This is a genomic window from Streptomyces sp. HUAS TT11 (assembly GCF_051553595.1).
Classification (GTDB): domain Bacteria; phylum Actinomycetota; class Actinomycetes; order Streptomycetales; family Streptomycetaceae; genus Streptomyces.
The window spans coordinates 4,355,153-4,373,168 of the sequence record NZ_CP196184.1; the positions used below are offsets into that span (position 1 = coordinate 4,355,153).

Annotated in this window: 19 protein-coding genes and 1 tRNA gene; 4 read left to right on the plus strand and 16 right to left on the minus strand. The window is 69.3% G+C overall.

The annotated features are described in order from the left end of the window. Window positions 1-45: 45 nt before the first annotated feature. The 3 genes from ACSHXN_RS19470 to ACSHXN_RS19480 all read left to right on the plus strand — a co-directional run bounded on the left by ACSHXN_RS19470 (window position 46) and on the right by ACSHXN_RS19480 (window position 1,961). Window positions 46-972, plus strand: coding sequence for a metallophosphoesterase (locus ACSHXN_RS19470; protein ID WP_355131219.1), 927 nt, complete (start codon window positions 46-48; stop codon window positions 970-972). Window positions 973-1,065: 93 nt separating this feature from the next. Beyond that, the gene (locus ACSHXN_RS19475) at window positions 1,066-1,854 is read left to right on the plus strand and encodes a Pr6Pr family membrane protein (RefSeq protein WP_355131220.1); all 789 of its coding nucleotides are present in this window, start codon (window positions 1,066-1,068) and stop codon (window positions 1,852-1,854) included. A gap of 33 nt (window positions 1,855-1,887) precedes the next feature. Further along, a tRNA-Pro gene (locus ACSHXN_RS19480) sits at window positions 1,888-1,961 on the plus strand. 117 nt (window positions 1,962-2,078) lie between these two features. On the opposite strand, the gene ACSHXN_RS19485 is transcribed toward ACSHXN_RS19480, so the two are convergent. The 16 genes from ACSHXN_RS19485 to ACSHXN_RS19560 all read right to left on the minus strand — a co-directional run bounded on the left by ACSHXN_RS19485 (window position 2,079) and on the right by ACSHXN_RS19560 (window position 16,562). Beyond that, window positions 2,079-3,590, minus strand: a complete 1,512-nt coding sequence (locus ACSHXN_RS19485) for a LacI family DNA-binding transcriptional regulator (RefSeq protein WP_438303417.1) — start codon at window positions 3,588-3,590, stop codon at window positions 2,079-2,081. Between the two features lie 530 nt (window positions 3,591-4,120). Further along, window positions 4,121-5,386 carry a DUF3631 domain-containing protein gene (locus ACSHXN_RS19490; protein WP_438303418.1) on the minus strand — a complete coding sequence of 422 codons (1,266 nt, stop codon included), beginning with the start codon at window positions 5,384-5,386 and terminating at the stop codon, window positions 4,121-4,123. Next, window positions 5,383-5,814, minus strand: coding sequence for a hypothetical protein (locus ACSHXN_RS19495; protein ID WP_438303419.1), 432 nt, complete (start codon window positions 5,812-5,814; stop codon window positions 5,383-5,385). The genes ACSHXN_RS19490 and ACSHXN_RS19495 overlap by 4 nt, the downstream gene beginning before the upstream one ends. Further along, window positions 5,811-6,728, minus strand: coding sequence for a bifunctional DNA primase/polymerase (locus tag ACSHXN_RS19500; RefSeq protein ID WP_438303420.1), 918 nt, complete (start codon window positions 6,726-6,728; stop codon window positions 5,811-5,813). Before ACSHXN_RS19500 ends, ACSHXN_RS19495 begins: the two co-directional genes overlap by 4 nt. Then, a complete protein-coding gene (locus ACSHXN_RS19505) occupies window positions 6,725-7,609 on the minus strand; it encodes a DUF7221 family queuine tRNA-ribosyltransferase-like protein (protein ID WP_438303421.1) in 885 nt (294 codons plus the stop codon). Before ACSHXN_RS19505 ends, ACSHXN_RS19500 begins: the two co-directional genes overlap by 4 nt. Window positions 7,610-7,699: 90 nt before the next feature. Further along, window positions 7,700-8,218 carry a hypothetical protein gene (locus ACSHXN_RS19510; protein ID WP_438303423.1) on the minus strand — a complete coding sequence of 173 codons (519 nt, stop codon included), beginning with the start codon at window positions 8,216-8,218 and terminating at the stop codon, window positions 7,700-7,702. Window positions 8,219-8,452: 234 nt separating this feature from the next. Next, complete coding sequence (locus tag ACSHXN_RS19515; RefSeq protein ID WP_438303424.1) at window positions 8,453-10,576, minus strand: hypothetical protein; 2,124 nt, start codon at window positions 10,574-10,576, stop codon at window positions 8,453-8,455. A gap of 1 nt (window position 10,577) precedes the next feature. Next, window positions 10,578-12,125 carry a hypothetical protein gene (locus ACSHXN_RS19520; RefSeq protein ID WP_438303425.1) on the minus strand — a complete coding sequence of 516 codons (1,548 nt, stop codon included), beginning with the start codon at window positions 12,123-12,125 and terminating at the stop codon, window positions 10,578-10,580. A 91-nt stretch (window positions 12,126-12,216) separates the two neighbouring features. Next, window positions 12,217-12,501 (minus strand): hypothetical protein, encoded by a 285-nt coding sequence (locus tag ACSHXN_RS19525; protein WP_438303426.1) that lies wholly within the window; start codon window positions 12,499-12,501, stop codon window positions 12,217-12,219. Window positions 12,502-12,557: 56 nt separating this feature from the next. Then, entirely contained in the window at window positions 12,558-12,896 is a 339-nt protein-coding gene (locus tag ACSHXN_RS19530; RefSeq protein ID WP_438303427.1) for an RRQRL motif-containing zinc-binding protein, read from the minus strand. After that, entirely contained in the window at window positions 12,896-13,192 is a 297-nt protein-coding gene (locus ACSHXN_RS19535) for a hypothetical protein (protein WP_438303428.1), read from the minus strand. Before ACSHXN_RS19535 ends, ACSHXN_RS19530 begins: the two co-directional genes overlap by 1 nt. Before the next feature lie 188 nt (window positions 13,193-13,380). Next, a complete protein-coding gene (locus ACSHXN_RS19540; protein WP_438303429.1) occupies window positions 13,381-15,000 on the minus strand; it encodes a hypothetical protein in 1,620 nt (539 codons plus the stop codon). Then, window positions 14,997-15,275 carry a DUF6303 family protein gene (locus ACSHXN_RS19545; RefSeq protein ID WP_438306481.1) on the minus strand — a complete coding sequence of 93 codons (279 nt, stop codon included), beginning with the start codon at window positions 15,273-15,275 and terminating at the stop codon, window positions 14,997-14,999. Before ACSHXN_RS19545 ends, ACSHXN_RS19540 begins: the two co-directional genes overlap by 4 nt. After that, the gene (locus ACSHXN_RS19550; protein WP_438303430.1) at window positions 15,275-15,925 is read right to left on the minus strand and encodes a GGDEF domain-containing protein; all 651 of its coding nucleotides are present in this window, start codon (window positions 15,923-15,925) and stop codon (window positions 15,275-15,277) included. The genes ACSHXN_RS19545 and ACSHXN_RS19550 overlap by 1 nt, the downstream gene beginning before the upstream one ends. After that, on the minus strand, window positions 15,922-16,188 hold the full coding sequence (locus ACSHXN_RS19555; RefSeq protein WP_438303431.1) for a DUF6284 family protein: 267 nt from the start codon (window positions 16,186-16,188) through the stop codon (window positions 15,922-15,924). The genes ACSHXN_RS19550 and ACSHXN_RS19555 overlap by 4 nt, the downstream gene beginning before the upstream one ends. Window positions 16,189-16,367: 179 nt before the next feature. Next, window positions 16,368-16,562, minus strand: coding sequence for a hypothetical protein (locus ACSHXN_RS19560; protein WP_438303432.1), 195 nt, complete (start codon window positions 16,560-16,562; stop codon window positions 16,368-16,370). A gap of 694 nt (window positions 16,563-17,256) precedes the next feature. Between ACSHXN_RS19560 and ACSHXN_RS19565 the strand changes: the two genes are divergently transcribed. Next, window positions 17,257-18,015: a helix-turn-helix domain-containing protein gene (locus ACSHXN_RS19565; protein ID WP_438303433.1), complete on the plus strand. Its 759-nt coding sequence runs from the start codon at window positions 17,257-17,259 to the stop codon at window positions 18,013-18,015. Window position 18,016 lies beyond the last annotated feature (1 nt).

Here is an 18,016-nt window from a genome sequence, read left to right on the forward strand (position 1 = left end):
CCACAGGTGAGTCGACGCCGCGTCTTGTTCTGACACGATGGTCGTATGCGCGCGCGATACGGAGTACCCCTGGGAATCACGGCGGTGGCCGCCGCCGGACTGCTCTACTCGGCCGGGTTCGAAGCCCGTTCCTTCCGGCTGCGCCGGGTGACGATCCCGGTGCTGCCTCGGGGGGCGCGCCCACTGCGCGTGCTCCAGGTCTCGGACATCCACATGGTGAGCGGGCAGCGCAAGAAGCAGCGCTGGCTGCGCTCGCTGGCAGGTCTGCGCCCCGACTTCGTGATCAACACCGGGGACAACCTCTCCGACCCGGAGGGGGTGCCCGAGGTGCTGGACGCGCTCGGCCCGCTGCTGGAGTTCCCGGGGGCGTACGTCTTCGGCTCGAACGACTACTACGGCCCCAAACTGCGCAACCCCGCCCGGTACTTGCTGGAGAAGACGCAGGGCCGCCACGGCCTGAACGGCAACGCGCCCGCGGTCGGGGTCGTCCACAACCCCTGGGAGGACCTGCGCGACGGCTTCGACGCCGCCGGCTGGCAGAACCTGACGAACACCCGGGGGGCGCTGAAGATCGACGGTCTGGAGGTGGAGCTGACGGGCCTGGACGATCCGCACATCCGGCGCGACCGCTACGACCGCGTGGCGGGCGGCCCGTCCTCGTCGGCGGACTTCTCGATCGGCGTGGTCCACGCCCCGTACCTGCGCACCCTGGACGCGTTCACGTCGGACGGCTATCCGCTGATCCTGGCGGGGCACACCCACGGCGGCCAGCTGTGCATCCCCTTCTACGGTGCGCTGGTCACCAACTGCGACCTGGACACGGACCGGGTGAAGGGCCTGTCCCGGCACACGGCCGAGGGCCGGGCGTCGTATCTGCACGTGTCGGCGGGCTGCGGCACCAACCGCTACACCCCGGTGCGGTTCGCGTGCCCGCCGGAGGCGTCGCTGCTGACACTCGTCGGCAAGGAGTAGCGGCCCAGACGAGGGTCGCGGCCGTATCCCGGACTGTAACCCGATTGGATCACCCATATCGCCCGATCTGCCCCATCCGCTTAGCGTGAGGGCATGATCTCGCCGATACCCAAGGAGATCCCCGACCTGCCGGCGGTGCAGAGCAGGCCGAGGCTGCGGCCGTCCTTCGTTCCTCCTGCGGCCGTGGTGGCTCCCACCTATCGTCCGATGGCGGCCGCCTACCGTTTGCTGGTCGCACTGGTCGCCGCGGGGGCGGTGGCCCTCGATCTGCTCATCGGCAGTCCGGTCCGGGTGCTGAGCCATTTCGCGGTCCAGGCCAACGTGATCGTCGTGGTGGTCTTCGCCCTGTCGGCGTGGCGCTGCACCACGGCCCGCCGCCCACTGCCCGCCCTGGTGACCGGGGGCGCACTGTTCTATGTGCTGATCGCCGGCCTGGTCTACCACGTGCTCCTGCTGCACGAGCCCGGCTCCTTCTCCCTGACGAGCCGACCCGCCGTACACACGGTCTGGGCCGCGGTCGCGAGCCATGTGATCCACACGGTGACGCCGATCGCGGTGCTTCTGGACTGGCTGCTGGTGATGCGCCCGCCGCCTCTGTCCCTGCGCCAGGCGCGGACATGGCTGCTGTACCCCATGGCGTACCTGGCCGCATCCCTGGTGCGCGGCGAACTGATCCCTCCGGGCACGCCCGGCCGGTACCTCTACCCCTTCCTGGACGTGGGCCGACTGGGCTACCGCAGCGTCCTCGCCAACGCGCTGCTCCTGGGTCTGGCCTTCTTCGCGCTGGCCGTCCTCCTGGTCGCCCTGGACCACATCCGCCCCGACCCCACCCGCCGTCACCGCCGGAAAACCGGATTTCGTCTACGGCTGCCATTGGGCTAAAGTAAACGTCGTCGCCGCGACAAGCAGCGACATCGGGGTGTAGCGCAGCTTGGCAGCGCGCTTCGTTCGGGACGAAGAGGTCGTGGGTTCAAATCCCGCCACCCCGACAGCCGAAATAGCAGGTCAGGGCCGGTCTTCCTTCACGGAAGACCGGCCCTGACTCGCTCCTCGGGGCTTCTGGGGAGTAAACGGGGAGTGGATCAAGGAAATCCACTCCCCGAGCGTCACCTGTGGCGCGCTCTCAGCAAGCCATCCAGCGCACCCACCGGGGACCGGGGATGCATGGCCAACCGTGCATCCAACGACTCCTCCCACTGCTCGGTCAGTTCGCCCATGAGTCGATTCCTCATCCGCGCAGTGATGTGCGAGTAGCGCGCCTGCACGGAACCGTCCTCGTGCCCGAGGCGCTCATCCATGAGCTTCGGCGGGATCCCCAACTCCTCCATGACCGTCTTGTGCGAGTGCCTGAGCCCATGCGGAGTGAGGCCCCGCGCGATCGGCAGCCAGCACGCGTCCGCACGGCCAGACGCGTTCCGGCCGCGCGCTGGCACTCCCGGCCAGGGCTCCGACATCACCGGCACAGGGCGCGCTTCCTGAGGGGCCTTCTTCGGGTACCAGCCTGTCGTGGCCGGCTGGAACAACCAGGTCGCAAATCCGGTCCGCCGCCAGTGCGCCGCCGTCTCTGTCGACTGGCCCGCACGGACGTAGCCGAGTTCCGCGATGGCTGTCTCCACCCTGGTTCGCGTCCGCTCCGCGACCGTGTCCGGCCGGTTCAGCACGTTCGAAACCGTTGCCGCGGAGACGTCGGCGCGGCGGGCGACGTCGACCAGTTTTGCGCCGACGTGGCGGGCAGCGCCATTGGCGGGACCGTGGCCACGAAACACGTAGGCGCGCTCGTGGCACGAGCAGGGCGTCGACTCGGTCCGAGTGATGTGGCTTGCGACCAAGCCAGACAGCCACTGCGGCGTGTCGATGGTCCGGTAGGAGTCGTCCTTGGGTGGGCAGCGCTCGAACTCCCCCGAGTCGAGTTCGTAGAGCTGCCACTCCACCCGCACCGAGGCAGGGCGGACGAACTTGCGCTCAAGCCCGACGATTTCGCCCCATCGCATGCCGGTGTAGCCCTTCAGGACCACGGCTACGAATTCGTCGTCACGGCCAGACAGCAGCGAAGCCCGCTCGGCTGTCAGCAGGATTCCGAGAGCGTCGGTCACCACCTTCTCGGGGCCGCGGTTCCGGGAGCGGCCGGCGCGCTTGCCCCGGCCACGCCTCTTGGTGGCCGGATTGGAGCCGCGAAGCCCTTCATCCACGGCGTCGGCGAGGATGAGGTGCAGCGTGCCGTGCCAGGTCTTCACGCTGGACGCGGCGTAGAGCTTCCGCTCCTTCTTCTCCCAGGCGCCGACGTCCGTGGGCTGAATGTCGGCGATGGCCTTCTCCTCGAACTCGGGGAGAAGGTGCTCTTCAAGGTGCCGCTTGTAGTTCTGCATAGTCGATGCGGCCAACTCCTGTGCCGCGTACCAGCGGTTCGCGTACTCACCGAAGGTTTCCTTGCCAGCGTTCGGATCGCGATAACCGACCTCTCTGACCTTGGCCTCCGCATCGTTCGCTGCCTTTGCAGCCTCGCGCTTGGTGGCGAACCGAATCGTGGCGCCGTTGGCGTCCACCACGGTGCGGAGCACACCGGGTGCGATCCAGTACCGGCCTCGGTAGTAATCGGCGCGCTTCTCGCCGTAGCCCATGGTTCCCTCTCGCAACACGGAAGGGGTGGAGACCCTGTTGGCCTCCACCCCTCTGATCGACTCTCCTGTTAAGCGGCGTTCCGTGCACGACGCGGGCGGCGTGCACGGAGACTCACTACCGGCCCCACCGGCTGCGCCACCTTGCGGCGCGGGGGTACGGCCTCACCTTCAACAGCGTTTGCCTGCCGGGGCCGCTCCTCAAGAATGTGGAAGATCTCCCGAACGTGATCGCTGGTGAAGCGGTAACCGCCACCGCTCCTCAGGAAGGGGATGCGTCGTCGGCGAACTTGTTCCTTCACCCACCACTCCGAGCACCCCAGTGATGTCGCTACCTCCGCCGCCGAATAGCTCGGGGGAAGTCCACTCTCCTTCGACACTCCTGTGGCTCCTCTCTGCCTTCTGGGGAATCCGCAACATCCGCCACGCCGCAACATTGCTGGTCAGCGGCTTGAATCTGTGGCGGATAGCGGTTCTGTTGCGGATAGGCGCCGCCACGCACGGACGCGGCGGCACCTATCCAGCGGGCGACGTCAGCCGACGCTGCGGAGGGTGCGTGTGTCGGTTTCCGCGAACATGTGGCGGGTCTCCAAAAGGCCTTCCGCCACAGATTCACCCCCGTTGACCTGGGGTGTTGCGGATGTTGCGGATGTTGCGGATTCTCCGGGGGGAGGGGGGCAGTAGCGGGCCCAAGCGTCGCTGAGGTCTTCCGCGTAGTAGCCCTTCGGCGTCGTGCTGCCGACCCGGATCCCGCGGGGCTTGATCGGCGAGTTGTCGGGGCGCACGTACTGGCTCAGGAGCTTGGACAGCGCCCGTGCGGTGAGGGGTTTGCTGCTCTGTCCGTCCTCGCTCAGGTCGTCCCAGGGGGCATCGTCGAGTTGGAGGAGGACTTCCAGGATGGCGGCGGTGGGCATCCGGTCGACACCGCAGAACACGCGGTCGCGCAGGTCGGTCAGCAGCTTGACGCCCAGGGAGGCTTGATCGCCCTCGGCTGCCGCCTTGATGAGCGCGATGCACGCCGCGCGGGCTCGCTCCGGCCAGTGCCCGCCGGCCGCGTCGGCGACCGCGAGGAGCGGCTCCCACACGTCTGCAGGCCGGTCGGTGACGCCCTCCGGCATCTCCGGCCACGCCTGAGCGATCTCGTCCTGGACGGTGGCGGCCCAATCGGCGAGCTGGTCCCGTAGCGCGTGGCCCTGCTTCTCGTGGATGCGGCGCCGGTAGGGCTCGCACTTCTCGTTGGGCGCCTTCTTCCGCATGCGGATGATGACCGAGCGGGTCAGGATCGTGTCCGGCAGGGAACCGAGACCTGCCATGGCGACCGCGCAGAACGAGGGGAAGAACCCTGCCTTCTGATCGGAACCGTCACCGACGCAGCGCAGGGACTTGGCCCCGCGCCGGTACCCGGAGTTCAGGAACCCGCGGACCTCTTCGTTCCCGCCCGCCTTCGGCCCGAACACGGTATCGATCTCATCGAAGAGAAGCGTGGGAGTGCTCTCTTCCGCGGACACGAATCGAAAGAGGGCGTTCGCGGAGGCGTTGACGGTCGTCGCGGCCCGCGGGGTGAGCGTCTCGATGATCTCCAGCGCACGGGACTTCCCCGAGCCCGGTTCGGGACTCAGGAACGCAATGCGAGCAGTGCCGTCGAGCGCGTCCATCAGATGAGCGTGCGCATCCCACAGAGCAACGGCGACGTAGGCGTGCTCGGTGGGAAAGACGTTGAAGCGCCGGTGGAACGCTTCCACCTCATCGAGCAGTGCAGCACCGTCGATGAGCGGTTCGGATCGGGCAGTCTCGGTCATGCTGCGCGCCTCCTTTCGGCGTGCGGGACAGACGTCTCGGTGCAGAAGTGCTTGTGAGCGGCGTAGTCCGCAACCAGGTCAGCCACCGCCTCTTGTCCGCGGGCCGTCTCGGTGTGTCCGCAGGTGCAGGCGTATGCGGCGGTGGGGATGGCGGCGTGGCGTTTGGACCAGCGGGCGCCGTCGTAGTGGTCGCGGTAGACCGGCGGGGCGTAGATGCGAATGCCGGGCCGGTCCGGTGTGGGGTCGTCGGTGGGGCCCGTTCCGTGGGTCGGGAACCGGTTCGAGCGAAGAGCTGAAGGGACGCCCTTGCGGGCGGCGCCTTTCGGCTCGCCCACGGCCGGCTGCCGGAGCGCGGCCGGTTTGGCGGGGTGCGGGTGGTTGGCGGGTGGGGGTTGGCCTTCCAGGTGGGGGGAGTTGGGGGTGGTCATGCCGCCTCCCGCGGGCGGGCGGTGCGGATGGAGCCGTCCAGGGCGCTGCGGATCGTGGTGCGGCACTCGGCAGCGGTGAGACCGGCCGCCTCCCCCGCCACCTGGAAGGCCTCCTCCACCACGTGACGCGGGAGGTCGCCCCACGCGACGAACCGCCCCACCTTGAAGGCGCTGCGGTTCAGCACGGTGTTCCGAGTGCCGTCCGGTGCCGCAGTCACCGCCGCGCACTCCGCTTCCAACGCGGCCAGTGCCGCCCGGCTGCCATCCACCACAGGGAACGCCAGAGGGCCCGGTGGGGCCGCTGGAGTAGGCGTTAGAGCCTCGTGCAGCCAGTCCGGTAGCGGGGCAGGCTTGCGGTCGTCCAGGACCGTGTACGTGCCGTCCGGGGTGGTGCTGCCGGGGGCGACGACGTACCCGCCCCACCCCCGGGTGTCGATCTTCTTCGCCAGACGGCCCGCACTGGAGAGCAGCCGGATGTCGGGCGGTGGGGTGAAGTACAGGTGCTCACCGCCGCGCGCAGTCCGCACCCGATAGGTCTCGGGGACGGCCTGTCCGGCGCGCTCGCAGAGCGCTGCAAAGGAAGTTGCGCCGTCAGGCGTTCCTTTCGGATCTTCAGGCTTGAGCGTGTCCAGGTCCACCACCAGCAGCCCGGACGGGCCAGTGGCAATGCCGACGTTGTACGGCTGCTGCGTCCACGCCGCAATCAGCGGCTCTTTGTCCGTGGTGGCGCGCTGTTCGGGCGTCTTGTGCCCGTCGGCGCAGCGCCCGGAGCCAGGGCAGTACTTTTCCGCGTGCCCGGCGGGCCGCTTGTCGTTCGGGCGGAGCGGGATGACGTGCCAGCCCCGTCGGGTGGCTTCCAGGGCCCACGCCAACAGTCCCAGCCTGGAGTAATCGGTGGTGGGTGTGTGGCTCATGCTGCGCTCCGGTCGGTGAGCAGCGTCTGATGGTGGGTGGGGATGGCTGCCAGTACGCGTTGGCGCCAGTTGAGGGCGTAGTCGATGCAGTTGGCGCAGTTTTTGTGCGTGTGGCCGGGCAGCGGCGGCCGTCGGCGGGCGTGGGAGCTCCAAGCGGCGGAGTCGGCGGAGGCGAGCAGGTGGCCGACGCGTTCCAGGCCGAGGATTTTGAACCCGAAGCCGTGCAGTCGCAGACCGTGTGCGGCCATCGCGGTGACGATCGCGGCCCCCTGCCGGGTGGACTGCAACCGGCACACAGACCCGAGCCCGACGACGGGTTCGGCCCGCAGATCGACTCCGGCCTTGTCGTACAGCTCAAGGCAGCGTTCGTAGGCCGGCACAGTGTCGCCCTGCACGACAGGAGCGATACGCAGATCGGGGGCGAGGGAGCGCAGTTCGACGAAGTTGGCGACGGTACGGCGTTGGTGTTCTTCCACGCTGAGGTGGGTGCCGACGAAGTACTGTCCGCCGAACCAGCCGCCGTTGATGATGGCGTCCTCGCACATCCAGTCCTGCGGGGCGGCCCAGTCGTAGGGGCCGACGTGCTCCCAGATGCGGCGCAGGTCATCGACGTACTTCCAGGGCGGGCGGGTCCAAGTGCCTTTGTCCTTCAGTTCCATGAAGCCGCCGGAGTCGACGGCGTAGGGACCTTGGGCTTCGTCCCACTTGACGGCGCGCTCGAAGTGCTCGGACTTCAGGAACAGCGGCACGTCGGTTAGGCGCAGCCAGTGCCGTTTGTGGGTGGTCAGGTAGAACCGCATGGCGCCCGCGCCGGGATCTCCCGTGAGCGGGCGGGTGATGGTCGGCGGTAACGCTCGCCGAATGTGCAGGGGTTGGGTCATGCTGGGGAATCTCCAGTTCCTTGGATGGACGCTGGTTGGCAAGGGCGGCCCCGGATTCATTGGCGTGAGCAGGGGCCGCCTTTGGCGTTGTCAGCCGTGGAGTTCGTTGCGGTTGCGGGCGATCAGCCCGTATGCGGGGGCGGTGATCGTGTTGGTCTCCTGCCGGACGGGCCCGGTGTAGTGGTGGTGGGTTTCGGTGTGGGTGGCCTTGATGGAGCGCACGGCCGATCCGATGGCGGTTGCGACCGCGGCGACGGCGGCGATCGGCAGGGTGATGAACAGGACGCTGGTCAGGGTCACGGCGGCGAATCCTTGGCAGGCGAGCCAGATCCCGCACCCGATGCCGACGCAGGCCGCGCCGACGCCGATGCCGGCAACGGCGGTACCCGCGGCCCACGGCGGCACGATCCGGTGGTCCGGCTGAGCAACGGGCGGGGTGGCGCCGTACGCGGGCACCGGAGTCGAGTCGCGGTAGGCGGTCGGCATCTGCCGCACGGGCCGGTACGCCTCCGCGATGATCCGGCGGGCTTCGGCGGTGGCTTCGGCGTCGCTCATCCGCGCGAACGGGAGGGGGTCGGGGGTGCTCTCTCCGGGCGTGTTCGGCTGCACAACTCGGTCCCTTCAATGCGGCGGGCAGCACCCCGCGGTCGGGGTGCTGCCCGGTGCCGTGCTTGTCGTGTCGCTTGTCGTCTGTCTTGTCGTCTCGCTTGTCGCTTGTCTTGTCTTGTCGCTTGTCTTGTCTTGTCGCTTGTCGCCTTGCAGGTCACAAGCCGTTTTCGGGCCTCCAGGGCCCGCCAGAGGGCTTGTGTGGAGCGTGGGCGACAAGCGACAAGCGACAAGCGATCAGTCCTCGGGGGGCTGCTCGGGGACATACTGGCGGTGGACGTAGCGGGCTTTGGTGCCCTCCCCGACGCGGACGGCGGTGCCGTCCTTCACCCACGTCTTGAGCCAGCCGACGACGGTTTGACGGGTGGTGCCGTACTCGTCGGCTAGGACGCGGGCGATCGCAGAGGCTCCGGTGCCCTCACGCCCGGCGGCGAGCAGCAGCGCGAGCGCGGCTTGCTGCGCGGGGCTGTCCTGCTCGCCCCGCAGCGCCGACAGGTTCAGCCCACCCGACGCAGCGGGCGGGGTGTCCGGCTCGGTGGTCTGCGGGTCGGGGGCGGTGCCGAACTGCGCGTCGATCTCCTCCCGGAACTGACGCAACATCTCCTCCTCCCGCGACGGACGCTGCGCAGGCTGTTCCTCGTGCAGGGCGGACAGGCTGAGCCCGCCACCAGCCGTCAGCGCACCGTCGACGTCGGTAGCGGGGCATTCGGTGTGGTCGCGCATCCACGCGGTGCGGTCCGCGTCCCAGCGGCGGGCGTACGCAGTGCCGGCGGCTTTGGCGGAGACGTCGTCCAGCTTCGGGTGGCGGTCGCTGGTGGCGACGGTGATGTCGCGGATTTGGGAGGGCTTGATCCGCCACGCCTTGAACAGCGCGCCCGGCGACTCGGGGGTGCCCATGAAGCCGGCACCCTTGAAGGGCGCCTGATCCACACGCAGCCCGCGCCGACCGGGGAACATCTTGGAGAGATCCATGCCCTCGGTCTCGCCACCGGTCAGGGCGACGCGGACCTTGGCCTCACGGCGGATGAGGAGGTTGCCCAGCACGCTGCCGGTCGCCCCCAGTGCGGTGATGATCGTGCGTCCGCCCATAGAGCGGTGCATGCGGATGAACTCATAGATCCGCTTGGCGAGTTCCTTCATCCGCCGGTCTGTGCTGACCAGGATCTCCGCGCCCTCGTCGATGACCAGCATGATCTGGGGAATCTTCGCGCTCACCGGCAGCAGATCGGTGTCGTGCTTGGCCATCAGCTCCTGATACGCGCGCTTGCGGTGCAGTCCGACCGCGATCGCCGCGTCCAGCAGCTTCAGCGCCTCCTCGTAGGTGCCGGCGAGCCAGTCCACGCCGGGCCGCACCGGATTCCCGTCCGCCTGCTTAAGTTCGCCACTCAGGGCGGGGCGCACCCAGGGCAGGCCGGCCGATCCGGCATTCAGGTCGATCACCCAGGTCAGGGTGTCTTCTGCGCGGGCGAGTCCGGCCAGGATCGTGTGGAGCATGTTCGTCTTGCCCGACCCGGTCGGCCCGACGACCAGCGCGCACTGCTCGCGCAGGTAGGCGAGCACGTCGTCACCGTTGGTGCGGAAACCCCAGGGGATGCCGGTCAGGATCGACAGCGGCGTGTAGTCCTCGGGGTAGGTGCGGGCTTCGGCGAGGACGTTGCGGGTGGTGACGTCCACGATCGCCCGGCCCTGGTGTACGCCGGGGCCGACCGCTGCGGTGCAGCCGTGCGGCAGCTTCGCATCCGCCGACAGGGCCGCGGCGTACTGGGCGATACGGTCGTAGGTGATGCCGCCCTGCGGTTCCAGGTCCAGGGAGTAGCCGTTGCCGGTCTCCCACATCTCCACGGCCAGCACGCGGACGGTGATGTTGCAGATCCGGCGGATCCGCTCCACCCACTGGGCAGCGATCGCCCGGCGCTCCGCAGACAGCTCCTGCGCAATGGCCCGCTGCTCCGCGGCGATCGCCTCCTCCTCCCGCGCCTCCTCATACAGGGCCGTGGAGCGGGCGGCGGCGCCGATACCGACGCCGATCGTGGCCAGCGAACCCAACGCAGCCCACGTCAGCGGGCCGTGGGTCATGGCCCAGGTCGTCCACCCGGCGCCCACGAGCCAGGATGCGGCGCGGGTGGCGAGGGTGCGGCCGGCGTTGCGGACGCGCAGGCCGACGACGGTGTGCCCGAGGGCGCCGGCGGCGCCGACGGCCAGTACCCAACCCGGAGGCATGGCGGTGGCGGCGCCGGTGGTGGCGACGGCGAAGGCTCCGGTGGTGGCGGACAGGGCACCGGTCACGGGTCCGTGACCGGCAGCCCAGTCCAGCACCGGGCCACTGCTCGCGTGCTTGTTGGCGGTGGCGGTGCTGCTCATCTCAGACGTTCCAGCCCTTCTCAGCGTCGGTGCCGTTGCGGGGGTCCTCGTGCCGGGCGATGTCCTGCTCATGGACCTGCCGGAACAGCGGCCCCATGTCCTCAGCGACCGCGACAGCACTCATCAGCGCGCCGAAGATGTCGTTGAAACCGTCCGCGACTTCCTTCTCCAGTGGAAACTCCGAGTCGGAGCGCTCCGCGAGGATCTTCATCACGTTCGCCACCGACGTGAGGGCGGCCGGGAGCCCCTCCACCATGGCCAGGATCTCCATGGCGTCCTCGGGGTCGTACTGATTGGCGGCCTGCTCCATCTCGGCAGCAGCCTCTTCGAACTGGAAACCGGACACACGTACTCCTTCACCTATCTCGGGTGACGTGCTCGTGGGGATCTCGACGGCCGGGCGCTCCACCTGTTCTCCGAGCCCTTCGGTGCCGTCCTTGGCGGCCTCCGCATCCGCGGCGGCCTCCTGCTCGCGCAGGTTCTTGCGGGTTGTCTCATCCCGGTCTGCGCGCTGCTCCGCAGCCGTCAGGACCAGGCGGCGGAACAGACGGCGGCCGGGGTGCATCAGGGCCGGGATGCGGAACTTGCGGCCCAGCGGCGTCGTGATGAGCCCCAGCAATCCGACCGGCAGCGCCAGCAGCGCGGCGAACAGGCGGCGGCCGTGGAAGCGGGCCGCTGACCTGCGCAATGCCTGCCGGGCAGCCTTGCGGACCGGGGCCTTGCGCACCGCGGAGCGCTGCGCGGCGATCGTGCCGGCCGCTTTGCTGTCGCGCTTGGCACGGTTCTTCGTGATCGCCGCATCCCGCGCGGCACGGGCCTTACGAACGGCACCGCCCATCAGGCCACTCGTTCCGTTTCCGCGCTTGCCCAGGCGGGTGTTGCCAGCTGTGGCTTTCGCGCTGCGGCGGGCGTCGGCGACCGCGCGGCGGGCCGCGGTGTTCTGCGCCCGCTTGTCCGCTCGGGATCCGCCTGCAGTCTGCTGGGCGGCGCGCAGGCCGCGTATCTGCCCGATCCGGCCCGCCCGCTTCCCTGCGCCATTCGGGTGCTTGGACAGGCCGTGACCAGCCTTGTTACGTCCCTTCCCGCTGGTTTTACTGCTGCCATGGTGAGCGGACGGGCCGTTCGCGCGCTGTCGCTGAGCCGGAGCACGGCCCGTCCGCCCGCCAGTGCTCCGAGTACCGCCTGCACCTCCGCCGCGGCGCGGGCTCGCGCTGCGGGCCGCCGTCCGGGCCGCCGTACGGGCGGCGGCCCGGCGGGCTTCACGGCGCGGGTTGGTGTTGCGCGAGCGGGCGGCGGCGAACGTGCCGAGCACGACCGCACCGGTTGCGGCCACGATCGCAGCGATCGGGCCGCCTGCCAGGGACGCGGCGGCGACGGTGCCCACGGTCGTGTTCGCCCCCGACAGAGCGAGCGGGACGATCGGCCAGCCACCCGGGGTGTGCTCCACCTCCGGCGCGTCTGTCGCCGGGGTGGTCTGCGGTGTGGGTGTCGGGGGCGGTGTGGTCGGGGCAGCGTCAACGGCTACCGGCTCTGTGCTGAGATCCGTCATGCTGTGAGCACTCCTTTGCGGAGTAGGGCCCGGCCGGTGTGCTGTGAGAGGTTCGTCCGGCCGGGCCTGCCTATTTGGGGGAAACCGCAGCTCACATGCCGCGGTGCGGGTGATCGGCGGCAAGCTCCTGCCAGCGCCGACTCTCCGCGGCGTTCGCGTTGCGCAGGTGTATCTGGAAGTCGCAGCCGGGCCGCTTGCAGCGATGCGTGGTCATCGACAGCGCCTCGCTGACGCGAAACAGCAAGGTGACGAACGTGGTCATGCAGGCAACCGAGCAGGCCACCAGCAGAAGGACGGGCACGCCGTAGCTGGACAGGCGCGCTCCGAGAGCCACCGCCAGTGCTGCGGAGGCTGTGACGCCTGCCAGCTCGATCACGCGGCGGCGGGTCATTGTGGGCTTCACCAGGGAAGTTCCCTTCGAATGTTGAGGGTTCAGGCAGCGCGCTGTTCTTCCGGGTAGGCGCACGGGGTGCACATGCCGAGCGAGGGCGGGATGACGTATCCGGCATCCCGCCCGCACTCGGGGCACCTGCGCCGGGCCGCATTCGCCTTGGCCAGGGCCGCCCACTTCGCGGGCGTCATCGGCCGAACAGGCTTGGCCTTCTCGATCTCGTAGAGGAAGGCGACCAGCGGGCCACGACGCCGACGCGGACGCTCCAACTGGGCTGCCACGTCCTGGCCGCCGGGCCGAAGGTTCATCGCCCGAAGTTGCCGGACAGTGGCCAGTCCCTCCGGGGCCAGCCGCCACCGGTAGACAGGGACCGTGGCCATCAGGCGATGCGGTGGTAGGCCCCGCGGCAGATGCCGGCGTGGTGATTGGCCTTCTCGCGGGTGCTCCACAAGTAGTCGGCGTGGGGCCGTTCGGAGCACGCGCCACAGCCGTGGCACGACCAGTGCGACGACTGGAGGTGGACGCTGCCGGTGACGTCGACGGCTGCCCCAGCCTGGTTGTGGAAGCAGATCAGTAAGTCAGCGGGCTCCGGCGCCTCCGTGGAAACGTCCGCCGCCGGGACCTCGGCAACAGGGGTGTCCGTCACGGGCACGTTCTTCCGGCTGAACAGGCTCATCACAGCGGGTTCCTTCCGGTCTGGGTCGGATCGGTTCTGATGCGTGCCCCGGACCCGATCCGATCGGGCACCCTCACGCGGGGCGTGCCGCGCAACCGCGCGGTTGGGCTCCCCGGCCGCGCGGCGCGCGGTAGTGCCGCGCGGCCGGGGTTCGTGCAGGGTTCAGCCGCGCGGTTGGGTGCGCGGTGTCAGACGTGGGCGGTGCCGTTGGCGGCGGTCAAGGTGCGCGGCTGCGCGGCAAGCTGCGCAGCGCGCGCCGCGCGGAAGTCCCGCAGCCAGTTCCGCGCGTTTCCGGGGTCCACCCCGAACCGCTCAGCCAACTCGGGGGCGGTCGGTTCCTGCCCGCCAGAGGCGGTCAGGGCGTGCAGGTAGTACGTCCAGCCCTCTTGCTTGGCAGGCGACTTCCACACGCTCTCGGAGCCCTCTACAGCCTGCTCCGGGGCCTGCGGATGCAGGGCGGCGAGATCGCCGCGCAGCCGCTCATACAGCGTCCGGGCCTCCGCAATCTGCCCGTTGAGCTGCTGCAACTCCTGCGCGTGGGACTCGTAGGCGGCGCGGGCCTGCTGCGCCTGGCGGGCGAGCGCATCAGCCTGCTGCTGCTTGGCGTCGACGTGCTGCTGCGCCTGCTGCATCAGCATGTCCGCGCGCTGCCGCGCGGCCTGCTCCTCCCTCCGCGCGTCTGCCGCGCGCTGCCGCGCAGTCTCTTCCTGCTGCCGCGCAGCCGCCGCGCGCCCGTTGGCGTCATCGCCCTGTTCGACCAACGCGGCCTGGTCCAGTCGGACCCTTTCCAACTCCTGGCGCGCGGCAGCCAACTCCTCTGCCGCGCGCTGCCGCGCGTCCTCCGCTTCCTGCCGCGCGGCTTCCGCGCGCTCCCGCGCAGCGTTGGCCTCCCCGGCAAGGGTGGAGGCTTCCTCCCGCTCCACTGCCGGGGTCACGGCCATGTCCTCAATCAGAGCCAGGACCTTGCCGGGCTGGCGGTAGTCGAGGGTGGCGACTTCATCCGCGCGGGTCAGTGCAGCCAGCCGTCGCACCAGCGCGAGGGCCTGCGCTCGGTCGGTGGCCACGTCCGCGCGATCCAGCGCCTTCTGTGCCCTGCGCCGCCAGCGCCGCACGCGGCGGGTCTTGCCTGCGTCCAGGGCCAGACGCAGCCGGTAGACACGCAGCGCAGCGCGCTGGACCAGGGCTGCCCGGGCGATCGCGGACGAATTGGTGCGCGCGTCCAAGCCGAGCAGGGCGAACAGTTCCGCCCACGCGTGCTGCCACAGCAGGGCCAGCAGCCGGGCCGGACCCGGCCGCCCGCCCTCATCGTCATGACCGGGCTTGACGTGGTGGAGCTTGCTGCGGAGCTGCAACTCGATCAGCCACGCGGCGAGTGCTGGCACCGCAGCCAGCACCGGGCGCGCCCACCAGTTCGGGGCGTGCACGGCGTTCATGGCGGCGGAGAAGGACACCAGCATCCAGGCGGTGCGGTGCATCAGCCGGAGCTCCCGCGTCCAGCCCTTCTCCGGATCGGCGCTGCGGTACATCATGACCAGCAGCGTCATCTCCGCGGCGTCGAACACCGCGATGAACGCCACCGCCAGCACCTTGGGCAGCGCGCTGGTCTGTGTGGCGAAGCCCCACAGGCCGTGCACGCTGACCGCGACACCACCCAACGCGACCACGGCCTGCGGGCCGATCCCGGACAGCCACGCCGACTTACGCAGCCGCCCCACCGCCCACACCACCACGGCCAGGGCGGCGACCGCGCCGGTCACCGGGAGCAGCCACGACCAGGGGCCGCCGTTCAGGTTCGGGAAGCTGTTCATGCCTCCTCCTCAAGCAGCCGTGCCCGGATCGCGGCGATCAGGACAACCGGGGAGGAGGGATCGTCGAGGGTTTCGCTGTCCTCCATCCACTCCCACTCGGCGCCGGGGACCGGCTCGAAGCCGAGGACGCTGAGCGCTTCGGCGCGTTCGGTGAGCGTGGGCACCGTCGGGCCGAAGCAGTACTCCGGCCACGCGTCGGTGGTGTTCAGCAGCACTACGTACAGGCGCCCCTGGCCATCGCGCATCGACATGTGAGCCGTGAACTCTTCCTGCATCACGCCATCGCCTCCTTCCCGGTGGTCCCCGGACGGCCGGTACGCCGTCCGAGCGTGGTCGTGTGGGTGAGAGCCGGGCCGTCGGCCAGCCGCCATCCGCCTCCGCTGCGCTTGGCCGTGTACATGGCCTCATCCGCCCTGCGCAGCGCCAAAGACAGCGACCCCGCGGGCAGTTCAGCGGTCAGGCAGGCGCCGATGGAGGCGCCGACCGTGAGGGTCTGGCCCCGGAAGCTGAACGGCTCGCACACGGCGTCGTGCAGGGCACACAGCAGCCACGGCAGCGCCACCGGATCCGGCGCCGGCACGATGGCGGCGAACTCGTCACCACCCAGCCGGGCGGTCACGTTGCCGCGCAGTCCAGCAAGGGCGGTGGTCAGGCTGGTCGCGGTGGTGCGGATGGCCTCATCGCCTGCCGCGTGGCCGAAGGTGTCGTTGAGCTGCTTGAAGCCGTCCAGGTCCATGACGATGACGGCGTGCGGCCCACGGACCAGGGCGCGTGCGGCCCGCTGCTCGAACGCGGCCCGCGTCCACAGCCCCGACAGCGGATCCCGCCGCGCGGTCGACAACCGGCGGCGCATCCACAGGCTGTGGACGCCCCAACCGGCTGCCAGCGGCCCGGCAGCGGACACGGCGGTTAAGACCTGACTCACGCCGCACCGTCCCAGAACAGGTCAGCAGCCTGGTTGGTCAGGGCGCGGCGGGCGGACAGGACCCGGCGGCGGGCCCGGCGGACCCGGCGGGCATCCACTTCCGTGACCGGCCGGTCCAGGGTGGAGATCTCCACATCGAGCAGTTCGACTTCCGCGGAGATGAGCGGGAGCTCCCACTCGATGGCCTTCAGCTCCGCGGCCGTCGGCTCACGATCCGACGCGTTGGCGGTAACAGCCGTCTGAACAGGACCGATGTAGTACATGGGTCGTTTTCTCCTTCTGCTGTGGGACGGCCCAAAGAACGGCCCGGCGTCGCACCGCCGGGCCGTTCGCCGTTCACAGGGGGTGGGTGGATGGAGCCAGGGCCGTAAGACCCGGTGCCCCGGGCCGGATTCGATCCGGCGCCCTCACGGCGAATGCCGGGGCCAGTGGTGCAAGGGGTTCAGCGCAACGACGGGTCTGCTGCCATCAGGCGGCGGGCGAGGGCCAGCCCCGACGGCGTGAGCGCCTCGCGCGACACCAGATCGGCCGCGTACAGGCTCATCAGCGCATCCGTGTTCCGGCTCGACACCCGCCGGTCATCACGGCGAGCAGCCCGAACCAAGATGCGCTGCTGGATGTAAGGCATCTCGAACATGAGCACTCCAGACAGGGATGAGGACACCTCGTCATGCGGGCAGGCCAGCGACGTGAAGCCGACGCCCTGCCCACATGACGAGGGGCGGACCCGCAACGGGCCCACCCTCGTGGTGTGCGTACGGCCGCGTGTCTGTGACGCCGCGGCCGCGGTTTCCTTCCCTGGACATCGCCCGTTTCAGCTCTCACGCGCAACGTGAGGAAGTGCCTAGTCCGTTCGTGGCGACACTCGGAAACGGTGCCGCCCGGTCCTATCCACCGACCGGTCATCGCGGGGAGTCGCCCCCGCTCGGGAATCGGTGTCTCAGTGCCACTGCACTCACCCGCGCTTGGGGTTCGTTCCCCTCGCAGGTGGACCGCTGTCCAAGTTGTTCGCACCGGGTCTGACAGCCGACGGGCTGTATCTGCCGCGCCCCACCGACCTCACGGCCGAAGGGTGGTGCGGGGACTCTTCGTCCCCTGCCGCTCGGACCACGTGTAAGTGGATCCGACGACGCCTTGCAGTACCTGTTTTACAGGTGCTACATAGGAGTCCGTCAAGTACAGCGCCGGAACTTCTGGGCTTTGCGCCGGGACTGCTTGGCGCACAATCAGAATCACTGCAGGTCACGGGAGTTGGTTACCCCACACGTGGACAGCTCCAGGCCATCTGGCTACCGTCAAGAGGTCCCCAGATGTCCCCCGAAGGGGTGCAGATGCCCAACGAACGGTTGCGATCGGCCCTGTTGGCTCGCGGCATGACCGTCCAAGATCTCGCGGACGAGATCAACGTCAACCCGAAAACCGTGGAGCGCTGGATCACACAGGGCAAGGTGCCGTACCGGCGCCATCAGTACGCGACGGCGGCGGTGCTCAAGGTCGACGTGACGACGCTGTGGGAGGACGGGCGCAACGCCGAGAGCGCCAAAGACTTAACGAAAGCCGAGATCGTTACGGTTTACCCGCACCGTCACTCTGTGCCACCCAATCTCTTCCGCGAGGTCTACGAGCGAGCGGAAGCGAAGGTTGACCTGCTGGTCTACTCCGGCCTCTTCATGTCAGAAGATCCCCTGTTCCATGGCCTACTCAAGGCCAAGGTGGAAACTGGCACCCAAGTGCGCATCCTGCTCGGCGACCCCGACTGCGCGGCCGTCCGACAGCGCGGCATGGACGAAGGTCACCAAATCATGGATGGCAAGATTCGCAACGCCCTGGTGCTGTACCGCCCACTCATGCAGAGTCACCCGGACATCGGGTTCAGACTTCACGATTCAACGCTCTACAACTCCATCTACCGGGCCGATGACGAGATGCTGGTAAACCCGCACGTCTACGGTCTCGGCGCCTACATGGCTCCCGTACTACACCTGCGCCGTCTACCAGGCGGCAGTCTGTTCGACACGTACGCGAACAGCATCGAGTACACCTGGGCCAACGCGCGCTCGGTCACCGATCGCGACTTCACAGGAGCCTGAC